Here is a 21,512-nt window from a genome sequence, read left to right on the forward strand (position 1 = left end):
CCTGTTCCCTGTTCCCTGTTCCCTGTTCCCTATTTTCAACATTAAAAAACCCGGCTAAACCGGGCAGATGTACTATTTGTCAAGTGTTAGCTAATGATAATTATTGGTTGATTTCACAAGTTAAAGGGCAAGCTGCATAAACAGTGGTTTGAGTTTTTTCAGCTTCGTCATGTAACCAATTTAACCATTTTATTTGCTTAGGATGAATACCTTTAGCTGTTAGCACTCCAGCAGCAATTAATACTGCCATGACATTAAACGTTACTAAGCCACCTGCCACAATTAACACGGCACTAGCAGGCATCACGGATTGTAAAACAATAGATAACAAGCAACCTACTGTAGCCATTAATACAACCAACGGAAAACCAACAACTAACAAGCACACTGCCAACGTAAATGTCCAGATTAAAAAGCTTCTCATCATTAACAAGGAGTGGGTCCGAACTAGATTAGAGCTTTGAGCCGAAACCATGACTTTTCCTCCTAAATACACAGCAAGTTTAAATTTCAGTTTTTTATCACTCGAAAGCGAATTAACTGATTTTGTTTCAGTGAAATTTAGTATATAAAACCTTGGCTTCAAAATGAGCATTTCTTTACTAAAGTTTACAGTTGATTTTTTCTAGTTATGAATGAGAATTCACATATACCCACAGGTAGGGGAAAGAGTTCTGGTATATGCCTTGAGAGATATGGACTAACGGTAGATGAGAAGCAGATATTGATCCCCGCAATCTGATCGCTCAGATGCTTAACATTTCTTATGGAAAACGATATTATTTCTCATAATTTATCAGGAGGTGATAAAAAATAGGCTGTAGGTAATGGGTAATTCTGAATTTTCCTCGCTTTCACTCCTCTCGCCACCCTTAATTACTTGATATTATTAGTTACTGATATATTACGTAAATCTTACGGAAGAGCAAGGATAATCAGTATGTGTTAAAAAATATGTATATTGGTAAATAACCTACTAAAAAGACTGCATAACAGAGGCAGAGGCAGGGACAGGGAGCAGGGGGAAAATATTTTCTACTGACAACTGACAACTGACAACTGACAACTGACGAACAAGCAATTACTAATTAACAAAAGTGAAGATATATGACAGAATCACAAACATTTAGAATGCCGCCACCTTTACCAAAAGCAAAAGTACAGCCTCCGGTGGCAAATTTAGAAATGAACGCACCAGCGCCACCAATAATTACTACACCACCACCAATATTTTCCAATTCTAATGGGTTAACGAATGAACCTGTAGGACGTACCTTGGCGCAGCTTGTTCAGGAAGCCTTTGATGAGGGTTACTCTGATATTCACTTGGGAGTGGGTGAAATTCCCCGCTTCCGCAGCCGAGGGGAAATTCTGACGACAAGTTATCCCGAAGTTGATAAACCGACTTTTATGCGTTGGTTGCGGGAGATTCTCTCTGATTCTGAAATTCAAAGGTTTCAAGAACATTTAGAATTTGATGGGGCGACTCAGTACGATTTTGCCCGTGTGCGGATTAATGTGTTTGATTCCCTGCGTGGTTATGCAATGGTACTGCGGTTAATTCCTCTCAAAATTCTATCTATGGAGCAGTTGCGCCTACCACCGGTGTTTAGAGATATTTGTCATCATCACAAGGGTTTAGTTTTGGTGACAGGTCCTACTGGTTCGGGTAAGTCTACGACAATGGCAGCGATGGTTGATTATATCAATCGGGAGATGGCTAAACATATTATTACGATTGAAGACCCGGTGGAATTTGTCCACCAAAGCCGTAAGTCTTTGGTTAAACAGCGGGAGGTGGGAATGCACACTCGCAAGTTTGATAATGCTTTGAAAGCAGCTTTGCGGGAAGATCCAGATTTAATTCTGGTGGGGGAAATGCGGGATAAGGAAACGGTGAATACGGCACTGAAGGCGGCACAAACAGGTCACTTGGTGATGGGAACTCTGCACACAAATAGTGCGGTAAAAACTATTGAACGGATTCTCAATTTGTATTCGGGTGAAGAACAGGAAGCTATGCGAATAGCGGTTGCGGAATCTTTAGTAGCGGTGATTGCTCAAGGCTTGTGCCGAACTACAGATGGTAAACGGGCGGCTTTCCACGATATTCTCATTAATACTGAGGCTGTTAAGGAATGGGTGAAGGATGGCAAGTATGATGAGATTGCGGAGTTAATGAAACAAGCTGGTTTTGATGGCATGGTGACAATGAATCAGTCATTGCTCGATCTTTACCAAGAAGGTCGGATTACCGAGGAAACGGCACTAGAAATGTCGCCAACTCCTAACGAAATGGCTCAATTCCTCCGAGGTCGTGTTTAATTGGTAATGGGTAATGACCAATGACCAATGACCAATGACCAATCACTAATGACTAAGTTGAATGTAGACAAACTTTCTAAACCCCAGTTGTTCAAGGGTATTGCCTTGTTTACGCCTGGGGGGGATTTGATATATTGTATTGACCCTAGTAAGCAAGGACGATGGCATTTAAATTTATGTGCGGCTTTGCAGGAAATTCTCGATTTACCGGAGCCGCCACATTTTTTAGTGCCTTGCTATACTGCAACTATTGATCACTGGTTAAATCCTCGGACTCAACAAGTGCAAATTTTTGCCGAAGCTTATCCGGCGGTGATTAGGCATCAGGCTGTGTTGAATGCGATTTTTGGGACGGGAGATTTGGTGTGGCAATCAGCACCTTGGCAGGATGGTTTATGCGATCGCTTGGTATTATCAACTTATCGGTCGACATTTCCTCAGCTTTGGCAAGATCATGATTTAATTGTGCGGTTAGATTTGGCTGATTCTCCCTCGCAATACCAGCTACCAGTTGTCAATAGACAACCTGTGCTACAAAATATTCAAGGAGCGCCAGGCTTTGTTTTGCGTTTGTTTGTGGCTGGTCATAGTGCGACTACAGAAAAAATTTTACAGAACTTGCACGAATCCTTAGAGCGATCGCTAGGATATCCTTATACTCTCAAAGTTATTGATGTCCTCACAAATCCAGAACAGGCAGAAATAGATCAAGTTTCTGCTACTCCTACTTTAGTTAAGGTTTGGCCCCATCCAATTCGGCGGATGGTTGGTAACTTAGATAACATGGATAAATTATTACAAATGTTAGCAGGACAATAGACAACCGGTGACAAAGAATGTATAAACTCAAAAAAAAGTTATAATTTATAGAATACTCTTGATTAATGTCTTATGCTAACTACATACACCGCAAAATATACCAAAATAAATAGTGGATATATGGGACAATTGATTGAATGGCAAGAAGTCATTACTGAGGGAGAAACACTAGAAATGTGCAGAACTATGTTACAAGATGCACTCAAAGAAATGATTCTTGCCTATCATCAACAAAATAAAGAAATTCCCACAGGAAACTCTTTACTGGAACAAATTCCTGTAGAAGTTTGATTATGTCAGTAAAACGAAAAGATTTAATTAAGTATTTGGAAGAAAATGGATTTTATTTATTGCGAGAAGGTGGCAATCATTCTATTTATACTAAAGCCATAGGAATAGAGATAGCGCGACCTAGTAGTCTGTCAAGAACTAATTGACGGGTAAATAAATTTTTCCTCTTCCTTCTTCCTTCTTCCTTCGCGCTCTTTGCGTCCTAATGCCTACGGCACGCTCCGCGAACGTGGTTCATTTCTTCTTTATCCGTCAAAATTTCTTTGACAGACTACTAGTAATCGCTATTTACGAAGTTTGATCTTTAATATTAAAAATAAGGAATTTCTGTGATTATGAACCTTACTTGGTTAGATAGTAATAGTTGGTTAATTGAAATTGGTGAACAACGAATACTTATTGACCCTTGGTTAATTGGTGATTTAACCTTTAATAACTTAGATTGGTTATTTAAAGGTTCTCGTTCTCAGGATCGGTCAATACCAGATAATATAAATTTAATTTTGCTTTCTCAAGGTTTAGAAGATCATGCACACCCACCCACCCTAAAGCAGCTTAACAAAAATATCCCAGTTGTCGCTTCCCCCAATGCTGCCAAAGTTGTCAAACAACTGGGTTATCAACAAATAATTAGCCTCAATCATGGCGAAACCTTTACCTTAAATCAGCAAGTAGAAATCAAAGCTTTTCCTGGTTCTCCCATTGGACCCACCCTATTAGAAAACGGCTATCTGCTCAAAGATTTAGTAAATAATTCCACACTTTATTATGAACCTCATGGCTATCATTCCCCTCAACTCAAAGAAATAGCACCCATTGACGTAGTAATCACTCCAATCATTGATTTGAGCTTACCCTTACTCGGTCCGATTATCAAAGGGATGAATAGCGCCCTAGAAGTAGCAAAATCCGTAAAACCTCAATTTATCCTCCCTACCGCAGCCGGAGGGGATATTTTGTTTGCAGGAATATTAGTAAAATTCTTGCAAGAAAAGGGAACTGTGGCAGAATTTCGCGCATTGCTAGGGAAAAACAATTTAACAACCCAGGTAATTGCCCCTAAACCCGGTGAAAAAGTTATGGTTTAATTGAAACCAATGATAGTTTGAGGATGTTATAATCTGCGATTTAAAGGCTTGATGTAAATATATCTACATCAAGTTTTCTGAATATCTGTGTGATTAACTATGGCAAAAATTCGTGTTTCCCTAGCCTTGAGTATAGCAACCTTAGCCAGTGGTTTCTTGTTAGCCGCTTGCGAAAATCCCAATCCCCCATCATCTACTGGAAGTAGTACCACTTCCCCAAGTGCTACCACTACAACCAGTGATACTAAAGGATTGAAAATTGGTAGTTTATTACCCACAACAGGTGACTTAGCTTCCATTGGACAACAAATGGTTGGTTCAGTTCCCTTATTAGTAGACACAGTTAACGCTTGTGGGGGTGTTAACGGTGAAAAAGTCACTTTAGTACAAGTAGACGACCAAACAGATCCTAAAGCCGGTGCTGCGGGAATGACCAAATTAGCAACCTTAGATAAGGTAGCTGGTGTAGTCGGTTCTTTTGCTAGTAGCGTTTCCACTGCGGCGGTTTCTGTTGCTGTACCCAATAAAGTCATGCTGATTTCTCCTGGTAGCACCAGCCCCGTATTTACCGACAAAGCTAAAAAAGGTGACTTTAAGGGCTTTTGGGCGCGAACTGCTCCCCCTGATACCTATCAAGCATTAGCTTTAGCTCAACTTGCTAAGAAAAAAGGTTTTAAAAGAGTTTCCACAGTAGTTATTAACAATGACTATGGCGTGGGGTTTGAAAAAGCATTTGTAGATACTTTTGAAAAATTGGGCGGAACAGTAGTTAATAAAGATAAGCCTGTGCGCTATGATCCCAAATCCCAAACATTTGATACAGAAGCAACTGCGGCTTTTGCTGGGAAACCAGATGCGGTTTTAGGCGTATTATATGCGGAAACAGGGAGTTTATTTCTCAAAGCTGCTTATCAACAAGGTGTCACGAAAGGCGTACAAATTTTACTCACGGACGGCGTAAAATCTTCTACTTTCCCTGACCAAGTTGGCAAAGGTAGTGACGGCAAGTATATTTTATCGGGGGCTATTGGGACAGTTCCTGGTTCTAGTGGTCCAGGTTTGGAAAACTTTAATAAACTTTGGCAAGAGAAAAAAGGCGGTTCTCCTGGAGAATACGCACCTCAATCTTGGGACGCTGCGGCTTTGTTGGTATTAGCCGCTCAAGCTGCGAAGGAAAATACAGGGGTTGCTATTGCTGGTAAAATTCGGGAAGTATCCGCTGGTCAAGGTACACCAGTTAGCGATGTTTGTGAAGGATTGAAGCTACTTAAAGAAGGGAAACAAATTAATTATCAAGGCGCAAGCGGTGATGTAGATGTTGACGCTAATGGTGATGTCATTGGTACTTATGATGTCTGGACTGTGGGCGATGATGGCAAAATCAAGGTGATTGATAAGGTGAGTCCTAAGTAGGGGATGTAGGGGATGTAGGGGATGTGGTGGATGTGGGGGATGTAGGGGATGTGGTGGATGTGGGGGATGTAGGGGATGTGGGGGATGTGGGGGATGTGGGGGATGTAGGGGATGTGGGGGATGTAGGGGATGTAGGGGATGTAGGGGATGTAGGGGATGTAGGGGATGTAGGGGATGTAGGGGCAGGGGGAGAAATTTCCCTCTTCTTTCTTCTTTCTTCTTTCTTCTTTCTTCTTTCTTCTTTCTTCTTTCTTCTTTCTTCTTTCTTCTTTCTTCTTTCTGAACTCCTGACTCCTGACTCCTGACTCCTGAGAAAGGGCGCAGGCCCTGCGCCCCTACTCGCTTCTAAAAACCAGTAAAGTTATAACCGACTCCTAATAAAATTCCCACATCAGTTTTATCAAAAAATCCAGCGTTGACGGCGGCTGTGGCGGTTAATCTGCTATTGAGAGGTACGTCTATACCACCAGTGACTAGCAAAGCAGCTTCAGTGTTAGACTTATCACCTGTTTTAATAGCTGCACCTAGTCCAATATAAGGAGCTATGGGTAAAGGTTCTGTAAATGGATCTGGTGATTTAAAAGCAAAGTCGTAAGTAATAGGAGTAAGAAATGTTGTATCTGTTCCTAATATTACTGATGGTCTAACTGATAAGGTTTTGGTCAGACCAATTTTACTGATAACAGTGAAATTACCATCACTCAAAGCTGAAAAGCTACCGGATGCACCAACGTTGAGACCAACACCAATATAGCTACTACCACCACGAGTGGCTCTACCTATGCCAATCGGACTTTGTGCTATTTGATTGGATGGTTCTGTTTTTTCGGTAGCTTGTGTAGAACCAGAATTGAGCATAACTGATGAAGTTTCTACAGTTCCTGGTACGGGTGTGATTGTCCGACTGGCTATTTCTTCTGTAGCAACGGTGGATATTGATGTTTGCTTGGTGGGAAGAACAATTGTTCCTGGTTCGACTGTCTGAGCATTTACGGAAAGTCCGCTACCTAAAACTACCAAAGCTGCAAGACTTGGTAAGGCTAAACAAGTTTTACGAAAAATAATATTACTCATGTTCACTCCTCAATAAATTAAGATTGATACCTATCTAAGTAGGTAAACAAAATAAAAATGAGGGGTATTGCGTTTTGTAAAATGGCTGAAACTCAATCAGAATATTGCATTGAGACAACTTTACATACCGTTACATACCTTTAAATTTTCCTGTTTACCTACTTAGATATCATCTCAAGTTAACAAATTTTGTTAATACTCACCATCTAACACCAAAAATCAAAATTCGGATCTTGATTTTGTTTAATTAACTAAGCTGCGTAAAAAATTTACATCAAAAGCCAAGAGAATTTTCCTCCTGACTCCTGCTGTACCTTATGAAATATCTAGCAATTGTCTCAAGAGCATTTGATCGTCTAGTTTAGCTTTTAAGCGCCCTTTTTCCACATCACGAATCCAGCTTTGGCTTTTTTCCATCAACTTGGCTAGTTCCCTTTGGGAGAGGTTCATTTTTTTTCGTCCTTCCATAACCTCTTCCCCTAGCAAATTACCTGTTTGTTGATGATTGCTTTTTGCTTTAGTGGAGCGACGTTGTTTTTTATCTGATTCTGAACGATTTTCCCAATCGGTCGGGAGTTCAAAAGATAAAATGCGTGCGTTCAGAAGTAAATTCCATTTACCACGTGGTCCGCTGTCTGTGAGGCGATTTTCACCACTACCATCATTAATCCAAAATTCTAACGCTTCCTCTGGATCTTCCGGTATATCTACTAATTTTGCCCACAGGGGCTGAATTTCCGGGGGATAGGTAACAGGATCAAATAATGGCTTGACTCCATAATGATTGAGAACTTCTAAATCATTTTCATAGGCTTTAAGTAGGCGTTTCCGTTCTTCCCTGTGTCTGGAAGCTTGGGTCACTTTTTCCTCACCATAAGCAACGCGCAGCAAGGTAGGAATAGTGATGCGTTGTTCTCTCCCCATTTTTGTTTTAAACAATAACCAAAGCATAAGTCTAACAGCACCTTCGTGTTGTTGCCACAGACTCATAACTGTGGTGAGTAAAGTTTTGGGAAGACTGCCATATTGATAAAATGTGGTTCGTTCTTTGCATCCTTGTCTGTTGAAGAAATGTTTAGTCCAAATCCCAGCTTTAATTGTAAATGTCAGTCCCACTAAATATTTACAACCTTGATCATCTTCTTGAAAATGGTGTTGGGTATCTGTCAAATTCCATAAATAACTATCTTTAATGGAAAAACTGGGAACTCTACCTTGTTGTGGCCAGTCAATAGAAACCATGAGAGAACAAGTCTGAGAGACGATATTTTTAATTAAACCGAGTTTGGCACTTTTGCTGAGGTCTTTACGTTTTTCTAAGCCCAAATACTGTTCAATTTGTCGTTCATCAATGGTAAATTCTTCTTCCCAAGGTTGATCTAAGGCTGTAATTTGAGCGGCGAAAATAAGATGAATACAAGCAGCCCGGATGTCTAAATAATCAATTGCTTGTGAATTATTAGCACGGTTGTTAACTGGAAATAGGTCTTGAAGATGAAAGGAAATTGTTCCTCGTCCTTGATTAACTGAGCGACTGTAATGTAAGTTACCTTCCTCATCTTTTTCCCATTGTAAAGATGTTCGTTGTGCTAGTAAATTACAAGCTTCCCAGATAACTATGGCTGAAGCAAAGGGGTTATTCTTACCATTAGAAAATAAATCTGGACTGGTAACATCTCGTGGTTCAATTTTACATCTTCCTTTTTTGGCGTGTACAGGAATAGGCGCATTTGTGGGACAGGCAATTACACATTGTGGTTGTGAATAATAGCCATCACAATTATTACAAAGGGCAGGATCAACCCAATATTCATCATCTTTGATTTTAATTGCACCCGTAGGACATAGGGGTCGGCAGTTGTCACATCCCACGCAACTGTGGTTAGGAATTATATGCGGCATAGTCCGTCTTCCTACTTTAATCGTTGAGATGTTTGGCTCAAGTCTCCCCTTAATGTGTCCTTTTGATTCATAACTCGCTACCAAATTACCTCTATAACAAGAAGATATGTTTCTCGCCTGATTAATTACTCATAGGGTGAATGAAGCCAGATTTTGTAGCTATTTATATTTTGCAAAGTTGGGCTTCATTGCTTCTTCATTAACTATACTTTTCATAAAGATTTCAATAAGATTGTTCAGTATGAGCTTGGCAGGATTTCTTAATATTTACCTGGATATTTACTGTCATAATGTTTATTTTGGGCTATATAAAATATGTAAAATGTTTTTGAAGAACATCTTATAGCCGTAGGTTGGATTGTTCGCGTCAGCCTTACGGAGTAATGGAACAAAACTCAACAAGGTGGCGAAAATGTTGGGTTTCCTTTGTCAACCCAACCTACGTGATTTAGGATGTGAAGAAAATAGTTCAAAAATAGAGGAAATGATTTTTTTAAGTTTGTATTTACTAATACTGTTAGTAGAATATTTTTATCTAATTAGAAAATATTTGCAAATAGGAGGTTAATGAAGCTAATAATAATGGGTGCTAATTGATTATTATTCTTATTGAATGGGGTATTTTTAGACGCATTAATTGATATTTATTGAGAAAATAACTTTAAACAAAATTCTGGAAACCTTTAATTAATCAGCTTTTTATCCAAGCACACTAGATAAATTTATCAATAAGTAATATCATTTAATAGTTTAAAATAAGCAAAAATAAATAATATTATTTAGCAGGTCATCAAAATTTGATAAAAAAGTTAACTTTTGTGATTGAAAAAATGAAATATCAGGCTAGTATGAAGATTAAAGGATTAACTAACATCTAGCTAAAATTGCTGAGGTTTTATTCATGGCTACATTAACAGGATTGACCTTTGGAGGTACTGCTTGGACTCCTAAATTTGCCCAAGAAATAGATAAAGAGAAATGTATCGGTTGTGGCAGATGTATGAAAGTTTGTGGTCATAAAGTTTTGGGCTTAATGCCTTTAAACGAAGAAGGTGAATTTGTAGAAGATGAAGATGAGGAAGAAGTAGAACGGAAAGTAATGGTTGTTACTAACCCAGAAAACTGTATTGGCTGTGAAGCTTGTTCTCGAATTTGTTCTAAAAATTGTTATAGTCATGTAACACTAGACAAATAACATCTTTGGTAATGTTTAACGATGTGATGTCCTGCAAAACATCGGTTATTTTGGTTAAGTCTATAGGCAAGGTAATTAGAGGGGAATCTTAATATTTACCGTAGTCGGTTAAAAGGTTTGCAGTAAACAGAAACGTAAATCGTAAGTTGCTATCATCTAAAAAAATCATACTTGCTAATATTTTTTCTGCTGCTATTTGATTTATGAAAATATCAACCTCTTAGATCCTCGATTTCTTCAAGAAGTCGGGGATTTTGTGGTTATCAATATGAAAAAATATGGAAGTTTACCGATTTTTGATTAGATACAAGTTAGAACAGTAATAGTGAAAATATCAAAGATAATTTTGTCCTCAGAAAATAATTCTGTGGCTACCAAAGTCTATCTTTACTGACCGAAAAATTTCAGATTTTGGATTGGGAATTTTCGGGACAGGTTCCCCGCCTCTTCAGGGCGGAATTAATCAAAAACCACCAATCTAAAATCCTCAAGCTCTACACTCGTCTGGTGGAGTCAATCCAAAATCTGTTGACTCTGGTTTTACTACTATTTACAAAGCAGGTAGCATTTATGCAAAAAGTTCCTGTTTCGCTGTGGACACTGTTAGCTGGGATGATAATAGCCCCTATCAGTATCTGGGTTGGTCAAAATCATCATTTATTACCGGAAGCAGCATCGCAACAAGCGCCTTTGGTGGATGGTTTTTTCAATATCATGTTAACAATTGCGGTTGCTCTTTTCTTAATTGTTGAAGGGACGATTCTGCTGTTTCTAGTTATCTATAGACGACGCAAAGGAGATAACTCTGATGGTACACCTGTAGAAGGTAACTTGAGTTTAGAAATTTTTTGGACGGCAATTCCTACGGTAATTGTGATTGCTTTAGGTATTTATAGTGTTGATATTTATAACCAAATGGGTGGTTTTGGTGTGGGTAGTCATCCTCACCATGAGTCAGCAGGTGCTATGAATGTTAGTCAAACAGCTAATATTGGGATTGGTGAAAATCCGCAAACCAAAAATAAACCGGCTGATTTGGTTGTAGATGTTAAGGGTATACAGTTTGCGTGGTTATTTAATTACCCTGTAAGTGGTATTTCTGCTGGAGAATTGCACGTTCCTGTTGGTGCTGATGTGCAATTGAATTTATCCGCAGATGATGTGATTCATTCTTTTTGGGTTCCCCAATTTCGTCTGAAACAAGATGCTATTCCTGGAGTTCCTACACAACTGCGATTTACAGCTACAAAAACTGGTACTTATCCGGTAGTTTGTGCAGAATTGTGTGGTGGTTATCACGGTTCAATGCGATCGCAAGTAATCGTCCATGAACAAGCAGATTATGATGCTTGGATGAGTGAAAACCAGATTGCCCAAAAGCAAGATATGAATCATGCTGTAGCAGTTAATTTGGAGAATTTATCTCCGTCAGAATTTCTTGACCCCTACATTCACAATTTGGAAGTAAGTCCAGCAGATCTTAAGTCATTAGTTATGAGTCATTAGTAATTATTAGCTAATAACTGAAAACTGACAAAAGACAACTAACAAAAATATGACACAAGTAAATTTTCCAGTTAATCCCCCACCTGATGAAAGCGAATCAACAACCCGGCTGATTACTCATAGTTCTCATCCCCCAGCCTGGAAAGTTCGAGATTATTTCACATTTAATACTGATCACAAAGTTATTGGGATTCAATACTTGGTGACAGCCTTTGCATTCTATCTAATTGGTGGGTTAATGGCGATCGCCCTTCGCGCCGAATTAGCCACACCGGACTCGGACTTTCTTGATCCAAATCTGTACAATGCCTTCATGACAAATCATGGCACAATCATGATTTTCTTGTGGATTGTTCCCAGTGCAATTGGTGGATTTGGTAACTATCTAGTCCCATTAATGATGGGTGCTAGAGATATGGCTTTTCCTAAATTAAATGCGATCGCCTTTTGGTTAAATCCCCCCGCCGGATTATTATTATTAGGTAGTTTTATCTTTGGTGGTTCTCAATCAGGTTGGACAGCTTACCCACCATTAAGTCTAGTTACCGCCAACAACGCCCAAACAATGTGGATTTTAGCGATTGTTTTGGTAGGAACTTCTTCAATTTTAGGTTCACTTAACTTTGTCATCACCATTTTGATGATGAAAGTTCCCAGCATGAAATGGGATCAAGTTCCCCTGTTTTGTTGGGCAATTTTAGCAACTTCTATCCTTGCCCTTTTCTCTACTCCCGTATTAGCAGCCGGTTTAGTTTTGCTGTTATTTGATATTAATTTCGGCACATCCTTCTTCAAACCAGATGCAGGTGGTAACGTCGTTATTTACCAACATTTATTTTGGTTTTATTCCCATCCGGCGGTTTATTTAATGATTCTGCCGATTTTCGGGATTATGTCCGAAATTATTCCCACCCACGCCCGGAAACCGATATTTGGTTATAAAGCGATCGCCTTTTCCACAGTCGCCATTTGTGTCGTTGGTTTATTCGTTTGGGTTCACCATATGTTCACCAGTGGCACACCCGGTTGGATGCGGATGTTCTTCACCATTTCCACACTCATAGTTGCAGTCCCCACAGGTGTGAAAATCTTCGGTTGGGTAGCAACTCTCTGGGGAGGAAAAATCCGTTTCACCAGCGCCATGTTATTCGCCATTGGATTACTTTCCATGTTCGTCATGGGCGGTTTAAGCGGCGTAACCATGGGAACAGCCCCCTTTGACGTTCACGTTCACGACACCTATTATGTAGTCGGTCATTTCCACTACGTCTTATTTGGTGGTTCAGTCTTTGGGATTTACGCAGGTATCTATCACTGGTTTCCCAAAATCACCGGCAGAATGATGAACGAAACCTGGGGACGAGTTCATTTTGTCCTCACCTTCATCGGCACAAACCTCACATTCCTACCCATGCACAAACTAGGGTTACAAGGAATGCCCCGCCGAGTTGCCATGTATGACCCCCAATTTACCAGCTTAAACCAGCTTTGCACCATTGGCGCAATCCTTTTGGGTATTTCTGTCATTCCCTTCGCCTTAAACGCCATTTTCAGTTGGAAAAACGGTGAACTCGCAGGTGATAACCCCTGGGAAAGTTTAACTTTAGAATGGACAACCTCTTCCCCACCCATCATTGAAAACTGGGAAGTTCTACCCGTTGTTACTCATGGACCTTATGACTATGGTCATGATAAATCATCGCTAACAGATTAAAACGCAGAGGTACGCAGAGGTTTTTTGAGGATAATTCTTTCTATCTTTGCGCCTTTGCGCCTTTGCGTGAGACTAGAAAAAATTTACTAGGAATAATAATATGACTGCGATTACACCAATTGAACATCATAGCGACGGGCATGAAGAACATCCAGATTTACGAGTGTGGGGATTAATCACATTTCTCGCTTCTGAATCATTAATGTTTGGTGGATTTTTTGCCACCTATTTGTTTTTTAAAGGGACAACCGCAGTTTGGCCACCAGCAGGAACAGAAGTAGAATTATTTATCCCAGCCATTAACACGATCATCCTCGTTTCTAGTAGTTTTGTCATTCACTTTGGTGATATGGCAATTAAAAGAAATAGTGTGGGTTGGATGCGGTTTTGGTATTTTATCACCGCAATTATGGGGGCTGTATTCCTAGCTGGTCAGGTTTATGAATACATGAATTTAGGTTATGGATTCACTACTAATGTTTTCTCTAATTGCTTTTATTTAATGACAGGCTTTCACGGTTTGCACGTCTTTATTGGATTGTTATTAATTTTGGGTGTATTATGGCGTTCTTTCCGTCGTGGTCATTATTCTGCCACTAAACATACGGGCATCGAAATGGCGGAAATTTATTGGCACTTTGTGGATATTATTTGGATCATTCTCTTCACATTGGTGTACCTGCTCAATATTTTGTAAATATAGGTAATGAGTAATTCTCAATGATGAATTACTCAAATCCTGAAAACCTTGATTTAGACATTTTCCTAATCCTGTAAATCCTTAAATCCTGGATATCCTGATTCACACATTTTCCTTATGCAAAAATTTGTGATCCTTTCAAGTTTAGACTATTAAATTGTGGAGATAAAACTAAATCATCACCGGAGAAAATCCCAATCTCATGATAAATTTTGTTAATTAACTCTAAAACCAATATGCTTTGGGTTTGGGGGTCAATAATCCAATATTCAGGAATACCACAATCTTGATATTGTAGACGTTTGGCAATAAAATCTCTATCTCTTTGTAATTCCCCAGGACTAACAACTTCAACAACCAATAAAGGTGGTAGCATTGATAGGCGAATAGTGTTCCGATTTGCTAATTGTTGAATATGCTCTTCTCGAATAATAGTCAGGTCAGGATAACGGTTTCTCGGTTCTCCTCTGACTTCCAACTCTAAACCATGTCCTCGCACTCTATCAATCCCTATTAACAATGCAAAGATTAAGAAAAGACGATTGGCAATTTGCACATTAATTCCTGATTCTGGTGGCATTTCTATTAACTCTCCATTAAATAATTCATAAAGTTTGTCCGTACCATCATCATAAGATAAATATTCTTCAAAGCTTTGAAATTGATGTTTAACTTGTAGCATCAGAGTTACTCCATCTATTGCCGTAGTTAGTTAGATTTTAACACTATTTATTTCTCTCTACGTCTCTGCACGAAATTAAATGTAATTCACTCAGAACTTACGCAACTGGCATATTCGTAGGGTGCATCAGATTGCATAAATCCTGCAAATAAATAGATTGTTGGTATCTGACGCACCCTACAACAGATTTTTGGTGTGACACTTCTATCACTTCTATCACTTACCAGAAAATTTTAGACCTTCACATTAGCAATAGTCCCCATTTTGCTATAATCGTGATCACTTCAATGTAATCGGTTACAACATGATGATTACCACAGTTGAGGTAATGAGGAAAATATAGAATAGTGAAAAAATTAGCTATTTTTGTAGAGGGTAAAACAGAACAGATTTTTGTCGCAAAGTTGCTGAGAGAAATTGCTGGAAAATTTCAGATTTCCATAGAGATTAAATCTCGGCAAGGAATTAACTTTGATAAAGTAATAATGAAAATATAGTTCTTGCTGTTATGGAAGTGGAATCATGGTTTTTAGCAGAATATAATCACTTTCTCAAAATAGATCCAGGTTTGACTCCAGAGCAAATTCAATCAATTTTTGGATTTAATCCTCAAACTGATGATATGGAACAAAGACCTCATCCTGCTGATGATCTGAAACAGATTTATAACTATGCAGGAAAAGGTTATAACAAAAGCGAGAAACAAATCAATAGACTTGCATCTAATTTAGATTACGAGTTTCTATATATGTACCTTGCTAATAGCGTTCCTAGTTTGGGAGAATTTGTCGGATATATTGATAAATTGGCGTTGCTGATTAAGGGTATGAATTTTAGTCTCACGCAAAGGCGCAAAGACGCACTGAGGTTTGAGTTTTAAAGGTTCAATTTGGGAATTTCATACCTCAATTCAGCAACGCCGATAAATTCATGATTTCTTCATGAATATGATATATGAATAAATGTATTTATGTTAATAGTCTAAAAATATACAACAATATCTTCATATCACAAATTTTTATCTACCCAATGGAGGAATCAAGACGTACCCAATAAATATTAAATAATTAAACATTCCGATCACCTGACGAACTTTAACAGTATATCCCTTTGTTTGCACTATACAAACAAGGGATTTTTTTATGCAAATTCGTAAATGATACCAATTGTAGATGATAATCATCAATTTATATGTCTTAGGGGGGACTGGATTAAACCCGAATAAATATTAAATATTAAATAGCCCGATTACCCTACCGGACTTTAGCTCCAAATCCTCTCTTGTCATTATCCGATAAGAGAGGTTTTATTCACTTTTTATCAGCTTACTCAGAAATTTGCTAATTTTCATTAACCGAAAATTATTCATTTTTAGAATTGATATATTACCAAAATTTGTCTACATATTAAAAATAATGCCCCGACCATAATAAATATTAATGTTATTTTTCCCCCAGGAACTAGGGTTTGATAGTTACCATTAGCAAATTCTGGTGTTTGACTTTGTTTCCAACTCATTAATGCTGGCATAATTCCTCCGAGAATGGAAACACTAAATGCTCCCGTGTATTCTAAAGCATGAAAAAAGATATTAGGATTAAATGTTCCTAAACTCAGAGGTGGAAGCAACACTAAGGAATAAAGAGGTAAACGAGAAATTTCGCTTTTGGTAATGATGGAAATATCTTGAAAAAAGTCTGCTAAACCATAGGTAATACCTATAAATGATGTCACAATTGCAAATTCAGAAAAAATTGATAATAAGACAGCAAACCATTCTCCTAATTGACCAGTTCGCAGAATTTGCAGTGGATCAAATACGCTCTCATTTGCGAAATTATGGGATAAAATATCTGGAGTCATACAGCCTAAAATAACAGCATTCCAAGCTAAAAACATGAATAAGGGAATTAATGAACCAATAATCATAGATTGGCGAATTTTATTAATGTCTCCTTCTAATTGAGTTACAACCAGTGGAATAATACTGTGAAAGAACATTGCTACATATATAATAGCAATAGCATTACCAATAGATTGCCAATTTTGTACTAGAAGTTGAGAGTTTTGAAATTGCATTCCTCCTAATATTAATAAACCCAAAAAAGTAATTAATAAAATAATAATAAATATACCATTTATTCTTTCTATCAATCTATCTTTACCCCAATACATTAGGCTACCAAATACGAGAAAAAAACTGACTGTTCCTACCCACTGAGGTGAAATATGCTCTAATTCCCAAACTTTATCAACTGTGGTTGTTAAAATTTTGCCACCTTCAGTCATATATGCCACTAACAGGGCATAGTGGTTAAATACATAGGCAATTCCGGCAATTCTCGCTCCTGGTTTACCGAGAATCTTTTCTATGATTGCTAATAAACCTATATGAGAAATACCCTCAAATCTCATCACATTTAAAGTCAATTCTGCAATTAATAAACCGGAGGTTAAAGTATACAGCCATACAGTAATAAGTAGGATTGTGGATGGTATAATCCCCGATGGTAAAGTTACAGCAGGTAATCCAATAATCCCCGCCCCAATGGTAGTTCCGACAATTAAAGCTGTATTTCCTAAAACACTACCGGGTTGATGTTGAAATTTATGATTATCAAATTTTAGATGGGAAAATAATCGCGTTACTGTTTGTTCTTTTTTATTCATAAGTGCAGGTAATTAGTGTTATTGAGATTATTTATATCCCCGACTTCTTGAAGAAGTCGGGGATATTGTCTTGTGGTTAATTAAACAAATTTTTTGGTAAACTCACATATTAAGTCTACTCTACCTTTACGTAACATGGCTGGATCTAATCTTTCCGTGGTATTACAAGTCATTAGTATGACTAATTTCTGTTGCATTTGAATACCAGATTCGTCAATTATGCTTTGGTATAATGTCCCATCTAATAAGGCTAAAATATGCTCGGTTTTGTTGTTATATTGTGCTACTTCTGAAGCTCGATCTTGAGCTAAATTATCAGCTTCGTTGATGATAATACAAATCTTTTCTAAATATGTTGGCGGCACAAAGTTAGTGATGGCATCATGATCTAAAATGAAAATTACATATCCTAAAGGGACAAGAATTTCTTTAGCAACACTTTGTGTCCATGCTGTTTTCCCTGTACCTGGTGCGCCATGTACTACAACGGCTAATTGATTTTGATCTAAAATTGTTTGTTGAACTATGTCAGTAAAATCTTGAATATCTTGGGGAAATGTCGGTAATGAATACTGACTATGAACTTTCCCAACACGACTTTGATATCCACTCAGCATGACTGCTAGATCATAGGTGGCTTTATTAATTAATGGCTTGATATTTTTAGCCATTAAAGTATAATTTCTTCTGCCTCTTTCATAAGCTTCAATTTGTAACCAAATATCATGTTCTGACCAGTAGGCATAAACTGTATTAACCACATCTAGTCTTTCCCAGTTTACAAATTTTTCAACGGGGAAATAAAAGTCTCGTTCTGAGTAATATTGAGTGATAACATCAGGACGTTCTAATAGTTTTAAAACTCGTAAGACGGTTATTTCTTGGAGAAGATTCAGGACGTAATCAATAGGAATACTGTTGCGACTGACAAATTGGACTAGGGGTGTTTCTGTGGTTAAAAAGTCTTTATGGCGCTGTTCTGGGGTGAGCATATCTGGTGTAATATAATTCCAATATTTTTGGAATTCACCACGGGTGTAATCTGAAGCTAAATTTAAAATATTTGCCCACCAAGCATATTCTTTTCTCGCTAAAGCATCAGCATAATAACTGGCTAAATTAATACTTTTTTGGGTTAATTCTTGAGTGTCATGGAATAGAATTTTACCGAAGTATTCCCAATCAAAATCTCTGTGAAATGGTCGCCAACCACTAGATAACAAGTGTTGAAAGTTCTTATTGGTGTTATTACTTTCGTTGGTTCGGAAATAGTCAAAATCCATAGTCAAATTATTCTCTGTTGAAACAGGCAATGATGCACAACTTTTTAATCACACTTATAAAGTAGATGCCGAAAACCCTTGAAGATGCGTTCGACTTAGGAGAACGCATCTGGGCTTCAGACAAGGGATGAAGGCTAGTTGCTTTCCTTTATCCGGATATAGACTGAAACTCTCTATAGAATCTCCACGTCTTTAGACCGGAGAGTGTCAAGTAACATACTATAGCATTACACCAAAAGGTTTTGCTGCTTAATGCTGATGGCGTAGCCTGTCCTTAGAGGTTGTTGGAAAAGTATTAGATGAAACCGATAATCTCCAGAAACCTAATGCCTATTGCATATCGCTGGATAATTTAGGTCAATTTGCCTAAATTGCGAGAAGATTTAAAGTAGCTAGTTTATACAAAAAGTCAGGGTTGAAATTGCTAAATATTATTCCACTCCTATTGCTACTTGTCCAAGTACCGGCAACGGCGATTTTGCTTTCCCGGTTGCTGAAGGGTCCTAGACGTGATCCAGCTTTAACACCACAACAGCCAACACCGGAACTTTTAGGAAGTGTGAGCGTGGTTGTACCGACGTTAAATGAGGCTTTGCGGATTTGTCCGCTTTTGGCTGGTTTGACTCGCCAAAGTTATGAGGTTCGGGAAGTTATTGTGGTTGATAGTCGCTCTCAAGATGGTACTCCCGATTTGGTAAAAGCGGCAGCAGCGACTGACCCACGCTTTCGGGTGATGACGGATGATCCTTTACCTTCTGGGTGGGTGGGTCGTCCTTGGGCGTTGCATAATGGTTTTTTGTTCAGTTCTGAGGGGAGTGAGTGGTTTTTGGGTATGGATGCAGATATCCAACCTGATGCTGGTTTGGTGGCGAGTTTGGTGCAAACGGCGATCGCTAAAGGTTATGATTTGGTATCTTTATCACCGCAGTTTATTCTCAAGTATCCGGGGGAATGTTGGTTACAACCGGCTTTGTTAATGACGTTGTTGTATAGATTTGATCCGACGGGGATTTATACTGAACAACCGGAACGGGTGATGGCTAATGGTCAGTGTTTTTTGTGTCGTCGGTCTGTGTTAAAGGCTGTGGATGGTTACAGCAGCGCGAAGGGTTCTTTTTGTGATGATGTGACTTTGGCGCGGAATATTGCCGCGAAGGGCTTTAAGGTGGGCTTTTTGGATGGGGCTAAGGTGCTAAGGGTGAGGATGTATGAGGGGGCGTGGGAAACTTGGAACGAATGGGGGCGCAGCCTTGATTTGAAGGATGCTGCTTCTCCCGCTCAGATTTGGGGGGATTTATGGGTATTGTCGGCGGTGCAGGGTTTACCTATTTTGATTTTACTGGGTTATTTGTCGCTGCCTTCTTTGGTGCTTTCACTGCCGGCGCTGCTGTTGTTAGGATTGAATATATTTTTGGTGGTGATTCGCTTTGCTTTATTATTAGCGATCGCTCCCTCCTATGATCGCAAAGATGCCACTGGTGGTTGGTTATTCTGGCTTTCTCCGTTGGCTGACCCTTTAGCGGTGCTACGCATCTTTTTATCTGCATTTCACACTCCTAAGCAATGGCGCGGGCGGAAATATGGGGATTAAGGCTATTTAGGGCGGTGACTGAGGGTATCGCTCTTTATTCCAGTTTGTCTTGTGGGGAGAGCGATCTTAATCATGAGAAAATATCTTGGTTCTTAGGGACTTCCAATTAAAAAAATACCCAAAAATTTCTTGTGGTGCGGGACGAATTGCCCGCTAATCATCAAGGACGGGCAGGATGCCCATCCCACAAAATTGGGTAATTTATTTTTTGGTGTTCCCTTAAAGAACACAGGCTATTTTGACACTCTCCGGTCTAAAGACGCGGAGATTCTATAGAGAGTTTCAGTCTATATCCCTCAGTTATCCCAGTTTCAGGCACTGCCTTAAATATTTGGGTTCTTGCCCTGATTTCGTTGGCCCTGGCGGGCGAAATCATATCTGACAAGCGTAACTTTCCGAGAGTCCCTCGGTAGCTTTTTATGTCTTTAGTGACAATATAGTTGTATCACGAATATGGATTAAAATCAATGCAGGATTTATCCTGCCTCTAGTACAAAACGGCGTAAATAAACCAACCATTCTAAATCCTCCAAAAGCCTATACTGTCTTCATTTTGACTTTTGACTTTTGACTTTTGACTTCCGCCTTGCGGTACTAGCCTTCATCCCTTGTCTAAAGCCCAAATGTGGCTTCCTGAGTCACCCACATTTTCAAGGGTTTTCGGCGTTCTTCCTTATAATTAGTGTATCTGTAAATTCTCTACATTTATTTGCTCTATGGATTTTAAATCCTTAATAAAGGAGATAATCATCATGAAAACATCAATCACCATTAATCCAGCGTATGAAGAGATAATTAACTTTCTCGCTGCTGGCATAACATCTCAAAGTTTAGTTAAATTTCAAGTATCGGAAACAGTAAAAGAAAGAGTATCTGATTTAATTTTTCGGGAAAAAACTGATGGAATTTCTCCAGAGGAGAAATCAGAATTAGATCATTATTTGATTCTAGAACATTTATTAAGACTAGCAAAAGCTAGGGCTTATGATTTTATTAACGAGAAGGCTTAAAATTAAATTATGGAGCGTCCTTATTTAAATCTAGAACTTCGCCGTTTAGTTACAGAAAGAGCGGATAATTTATGTGAATATTGCCTGATTTCTGAACATGATACCATTTTAGGCTGTGCCATTGATCATATTATTAGTATCAAACATGGTGGCTCATCAAATATAGATAATCTGGCTTATTGTTGTGTCTATTGTAATCGTTTTAAAGGAAGTGATATCGGTTCAATTATTTTAGATAAAAAATAATTT

22 protein-coding genes are annotated in these 21,512 nt (G+C 38.6%); 16 read left to right on the top strand and 6 right to left on the bottom strand.

The annotated features are described in order from the left end of the window. Positions 1–100: 100 nt before the first annotated feature. The gene (locus tag HEQ36_RS03005) at positions 101–475 is read right to left on the bottom strand and encodes a hypothetical protein (protein ID WP_027401875.1); all 375 of its coding nucleotides are present in this window, start codon (positions 473–475) and stop codon (positions 101–103) included. Positions 476–1,107: 632 nt separating this feature from the next. On the opposite strand from HEQ36_RS03005, the gene HEQ36_RS03010 reads away from it, so the two are divergent. The 7 genes from HEQ36_RS03010 (at position 1,108) to HEQ36_RS03040 (ending at position 6,241) form a co-directional block, all read left to right on the top strand. Then, a complete protein-coding gene (locus HEQ36_RS03010; RefSeq protein ID WP_053538276.1) occupies positions 1,108–2,325 on the top strand; it encodes a type IV pilus twitching motility protein PilT in 1,218 nt (405 codons plus the stop codon). Positions 2,326–2,373: 48 nt separating this feature from the next. Beyond that, on the top strand, positions 2,374–3,144 hold the full coding sequence (locus HEQ36_RS03015) for a circadian clock KaiB family protein (protein ID WP_168637206.1): 771 nt from the start codon (positions 2,374–2,376) through the stop codon (positions 3,142–3,144). A 72-nt stretch (positions 3,145–3,216) separates the two neighbouring features. Beyond that, positions 3,217–3,435: a type II toxin-antitoxin system HicB family antitoxin gene (locus HEQ36_RS03020; RefSeq protein WP_168637207.1), complete on the top strand. Its 219-nt coding sequence runs from the start codon at positions 3,217–3,219 to the stop codon at positions 3,433–3,435. Between the two features lie 2 nt (positions 3,436–3,437). After that, positions 3,438–3,581 carry a type II toxin-antitoxin system HicA family toxin gene (locus HEQ36_RS03025; protein ID WP_168637208.1) on the top strand — a complete coding sequence of 48 codons (144 nt, stop codon included), beginning with the start codon at positions 3,438–3,440 and terminating at the stop codon, positions 3,579–3,581. Between the two features lie 189 nt (positions 3,582–3,770). Then, a complete protein-coding gene (locus tag HEQ36_RS03030; protein WP_053538274.1) occupies positions 3,771–4,523 on the top strand; it encodes an MBL fold metallo-hydrolase in 753 nt (250 codons plus the stop codon). Positions 4,524–4,622: 99 nt separating this feature from the next. Then, positions 4,623–5,936 (top strand): ABC transporter substrate-binding protein, encoded by a 1,314-nt coding sequence (locus tag HEQ36_RS03035; RefSeq protein WP_168637209.1) that lies wholly within the window; start codon positions 4,623–4,625, stop codon positions 5,934–5,936. 23 nt (positions 5,937–5,959) lie between these two features. Further along, the gene (locus tag HEQ36_RS03040; protein WP_290706692.1) at positions 5,960–6,241 is read left to right on the top strand and encodes a hypothetical protein; all 282 of its coding nucleotides are present in this window, start codon (positions 5,960–5,962) and stop codon (positions 6,239–6,241) included. A gap of 40 nt (positions 6,242–6,281) precedes the next feature. Here the strand turns inward: HEQ36_RS03040 and HEQ36_RS03045 are convergent, their stop codons facing one another. Further along, positions 6,282–7,010, bottom strand: a complete 729-nt coding sequence (locus HEQ36_RS03045; RefSeq protein WP_168637210.1) for a hypothetical protein — start codon at positions 7,008–7,010, stop codon at positions 6,282–6,284. Positions 7,011–7,325: 315 nt separating this feature from the next. Further along, a complete protein-coding gene (locus HEQ36_RS03050; RefSeq protein WP_053538271.1) occupies positions 7,326–8,912 on the bottom strand; it encodes a helix-turn-helix domain-containing protein in 1,587 nt (528 codons plus the stop codon). 901 nt (positions 8,913–9,813) lie between these two features. Between HEQ36_RS03050 and fdxB the strand changes: the two genes are divergently transcribed. From fdxB to HEQ36_RS03070, 4 genes are all read left to right on the top strand, one after another. Further along, positions 9,814–10,107, top strand: a complete 294-nt coding sequence (gene fdxB, locus HEQ36_RS03055; protein WP_039200275.1) for a ferredoxin III, nif-specific — start codon at positions 9,814–9,816, stop codon at positions 10,105–10,107. A gap of 570 nt (positions 10,108–10,677) precedes the next feature. Continuing rightward, complete coding sequence (gene coxB, locus HEQ36_RS03060) at positions 10,678–11,613, top strand: cytochrome c oxidase subunit II (protein WP_053541197.1); 936 nt, start codon at positions 10,678–10,680, stop codon at positions 11,611–11,613. A gap of 49 nt (positions 11,614–11,662) precedes the next feature. Next, positions 11,663–13,327, top strand: a complete 1,665-nt coding sequence (gene ctaD / locus HEQ36_RS03065; protein WP_053538270.1) for a cytochrome c oxidase subunit I — start codon at positions 11,663–11,665, stop codon at positions 13,325–13,327. Positions 13,328–13,427: 100 nt separating this feature from the next. Then, positions 13,428–14,024, top strand: coding sequence for a heme-copper oxidase subunit III (locus tag HEQ36_RS03070; protein WP_015078454.1), 597 nt, complete (start codon positions 13,428–13,430; stop codon positions 14,022–14,024). 118 nt (positions 14,025–14,142) lie between these two features. Here HEQ36_RS03070 and HEQ36_RS03075 read toward each other — a convergent pair whose 3' ends face one another. After that, positions 14,143–14,709: a Uma2 family endonuclease gene (locus HEQ36_RS03075; protein WP_053538269.1), complete on the bottom strand. Its 567-nt coding sequence runs from the start codon at positions 14,707–14,709 to the stop codon at positions 14,143–14,145. Positions 14,710–15,056: 347 nt separating this feature from the next. On the opposite strand from HEQ36_RS03075, the gene HEQ36_RS03080 reads away from it, so the two are divergent. Further along, the gene (locus tag HEQ36_RS03080) at positions 15,057–15,206 is read left to right on the top strand and encodes a DUF4276 family protein (RefSeq protein WP_168637211.1); all 150 of its coding nucleotides are present in this window, start codon (positions 15,057–15,059) and stop codon (positions 15,204–15,206) included. An 11-nt stretch (positions 15,207–15,217) separates the two neighbouring features. Continuing rightward, positions 15,218–15,589: a hypothetical protein gene (locus tag HEQ36_RS03085; RefSeq protein WP_168637212.1), complete on the top strand. Its 372-nt coding sequence runs from the start codon at positions 15,218–15,220 to the stop codon at positions 15,587–15,589. Between the two features lie 491 nt (positions 15,590–16,080). Here HEQ36_RS03085 and HEQ36_RS03090 read toward each other — a convergent pair whose 3' ends face one another. Next, positions 16,081–17,379: an amino acid permease gene (locus tag HEQ36_RS03090; protein WP_053538267.1), complete on the bottom strand. Its 1,299-nt coding sequence runs from the start codon at positions 17,377–17,379 to the stop codon at positions 16,081–16,083. A gap of 80 nt (positions 17,380–17,459) precedes the next feature. After that, positions 17,460–18,662 carry an AAA family ATPase gene (locus HEQ36_RS03095; protein ID WP_053538266.1) on the bottom strand — a complete coding sequence of 401 codons (1,203 nt, stop codon included), beginning with the start codon at positions 18,660–18,662 and terminating at the stop codon, positions 17,460–17,462. Positions 18,663–19,077: 415 nt separating this feature from the next. Here HEQ36_RS03095 and cruG point away from each other — a divergent pair, with 415 nt between their 5' ends. From cruG to HEQ36_RS25960, 3 genes are all read left to right on the top strand, one after another. Continuing rightward, entirely contained in the window at positions 19,078–20,253 is a 1,176-nt protein-coding gene (gene cruG, locus HEQ36_RS03100; RefSeq protein ID WP_168637213.1) for a 2'-O-glycosyltransferase CruG, read from the top strand. Positions 20,254–21,005: 752 nt separating this feature from the next. After that, on the top strand, positions 21,006–21,263 hold the full coding sequence (locus HEQ36_RS03105) for a hypothetical protein (protein ID WP_053538263.1): 258 nt from the start codon (positions 21,006–21,008) through the stop codon (positions 21,261–21,263). A gap of 9 nt (positions 21,264–21,272) precedes the next feature. Next, a complete protein-coding gene (locus HEQ36_RS25960) occupies positions 21,273–21,509 on the top strand; it encodes an HNH endonuclease signature motif containing protein (RefSeq protein WP_325064637.1) in 237 nt (78 codons plus the stop codon). Positions 21,510–21,512 lie beyond the last annotated feature (3 nt).

This window comes from Anabaena sp. 54 (assembly GCF_017355725.1).
Classification (GTDB): domain Bacteria; phylum Cyanobacteriota; class Cyanobacteriia; order Cyanobacteriales; family Nostocaceae; genus Dolichospermum; species Dolichospermum heterosporum.

Excerpts from the sequence above, each read along its gene's own strand:
- HEQ36_RS03005 (WP_027401875.1), bottom strand. The coding sequence starts at position 475 with ATGGTTTCGGCTCAAAGCTCTAATCTAGTTCGGACCCACTCCTTGTTA.
- HEQ36_RS03010 (WP_053538276.1), top strand. The coding sequence starts at position 1,108 with ATGACAGAATCACAAACATTTAGAATGCCGCCACCTTTACCAAAAGCA.
- HEQ36_RS03015 (WP_168637206.1), top strand. The coding sequence starts at position 2,374 with ATGACTAAGTTGAATGTAGACAAACTTTCTAAACCCCAGTTGTTCAAG.
- HEQ36_RS03020 (WP_168637207.1), top strand. The coding sequence starts at position 3,217 with ATGCTAACTACATACACCGCAAAATATACCAAAATAAATAGTGGATAT.
- HEQ36_RS03025 (WP_168637208.1), top strand. The coding sequence starts at position 3,438 with ATGTCAGTAAAACGAAAAGATTTAATTAAGTATTTGGAAGAAAATGGA.
- HEQ36_RS03030 (WP_053538274.1), top strand. The coding sequence starts at position 3,771 with ATGAACCTTACTTGGTTAGATAGTAATAGTTGGTTAATTGAAATTGGT.
- HEQ36_RS03035 (WP_168637209.1), top strand. The coding sequence starts at position 4,623 with ATGGCAAAAATTCGTGTTTCCCTAGCCTTGAGTATAGCAACCTTAGCC.
- HEQ36_RS03045 (WP_168637210.1), bottom strand. The coding sequence starts at position 7,010 with ATGAGTAATATTATTTTTCGTAAAACTTGTTTAGCCTTACCAAGTCTT.
- HEQ36_RS03050 (WP_053538271.1), bottom strand. The coding sequence starts at position 8,912 with ATGCCGCATATAATTCCTAACCACAGTTGCGTGGGATGTGACAACTGC.
- fdxB (WP_039200275.1), top strand. The coding sequence starts at position 9,814 with ATGGCTACATTAACAGGATTGACCTTTGGAGGTACTGCTTGGACTCCT.
- coxB (WP_053541197.1), top strand. The coding sequence starts at position 10,678 with ATGCAAAAAGTTCCTGTTTCGCTGTGGACACTGTTAGCTGGGATGATA.
- ctaD (WP_053538270.1), top strand. The coding sequence starts at position 11,663 with ATGACACAAGTAAATTTTCCAGTTAATCCCCCACCTGATGAAAGCGAA.
- HEQ36_RS03070 (WP_015078454.1), top strand. The coding sequence starts at position 13,428 with ATGACTGCGATTACACCAATTGAACATCATAGCGACGGGCATGAAGAA.
- HEQ36_RS03075 (WP_053538269.1), bottom strand. The coding sequence starts at position 14,709 with ATGCTACAAGTTAAACATCAATTTCAAAGCTTTGAAGAATATTTATCT.
- HEQ36_RS03085 (WP_168637212.1), top strand. The coding sequence starts at position 15,218 with ATGGAAGTGGAATCATGGTTTTTAGCAGAATATAATCACTTTCTCAAA.
- HEQ36_RS03090 (WP_053538267.1), bottom strand. The coding sequence starts at position 17,379 with ATGAATAAAAAAGAACAAACAGTAACGCGATTATTTTCCCATCTAAAA.
- HEQ36_RS03095 (WP_053538266.1), bottom strand. The coding sequence starts at position 18,662 with ATGGATTTTGACTATTTCCGAACCAACGAAAGTAATAACACCAATAAG.
- HEQ36_RS03105 (WP_053538263.1), top strand. The coding sequence starts at position 21,006 with ATGAAAACATCAATCACCATTAATCCAGCGTATGAAGAGATAATTAAC.
- HEQ36_RS25960 (WP_325064637.1), top strand. The coding sequence starts at position 21,273 with ATGGAGCGTCCTTATTTAAATCTAGAACTTCGCCGTTTAGTTACAGAA.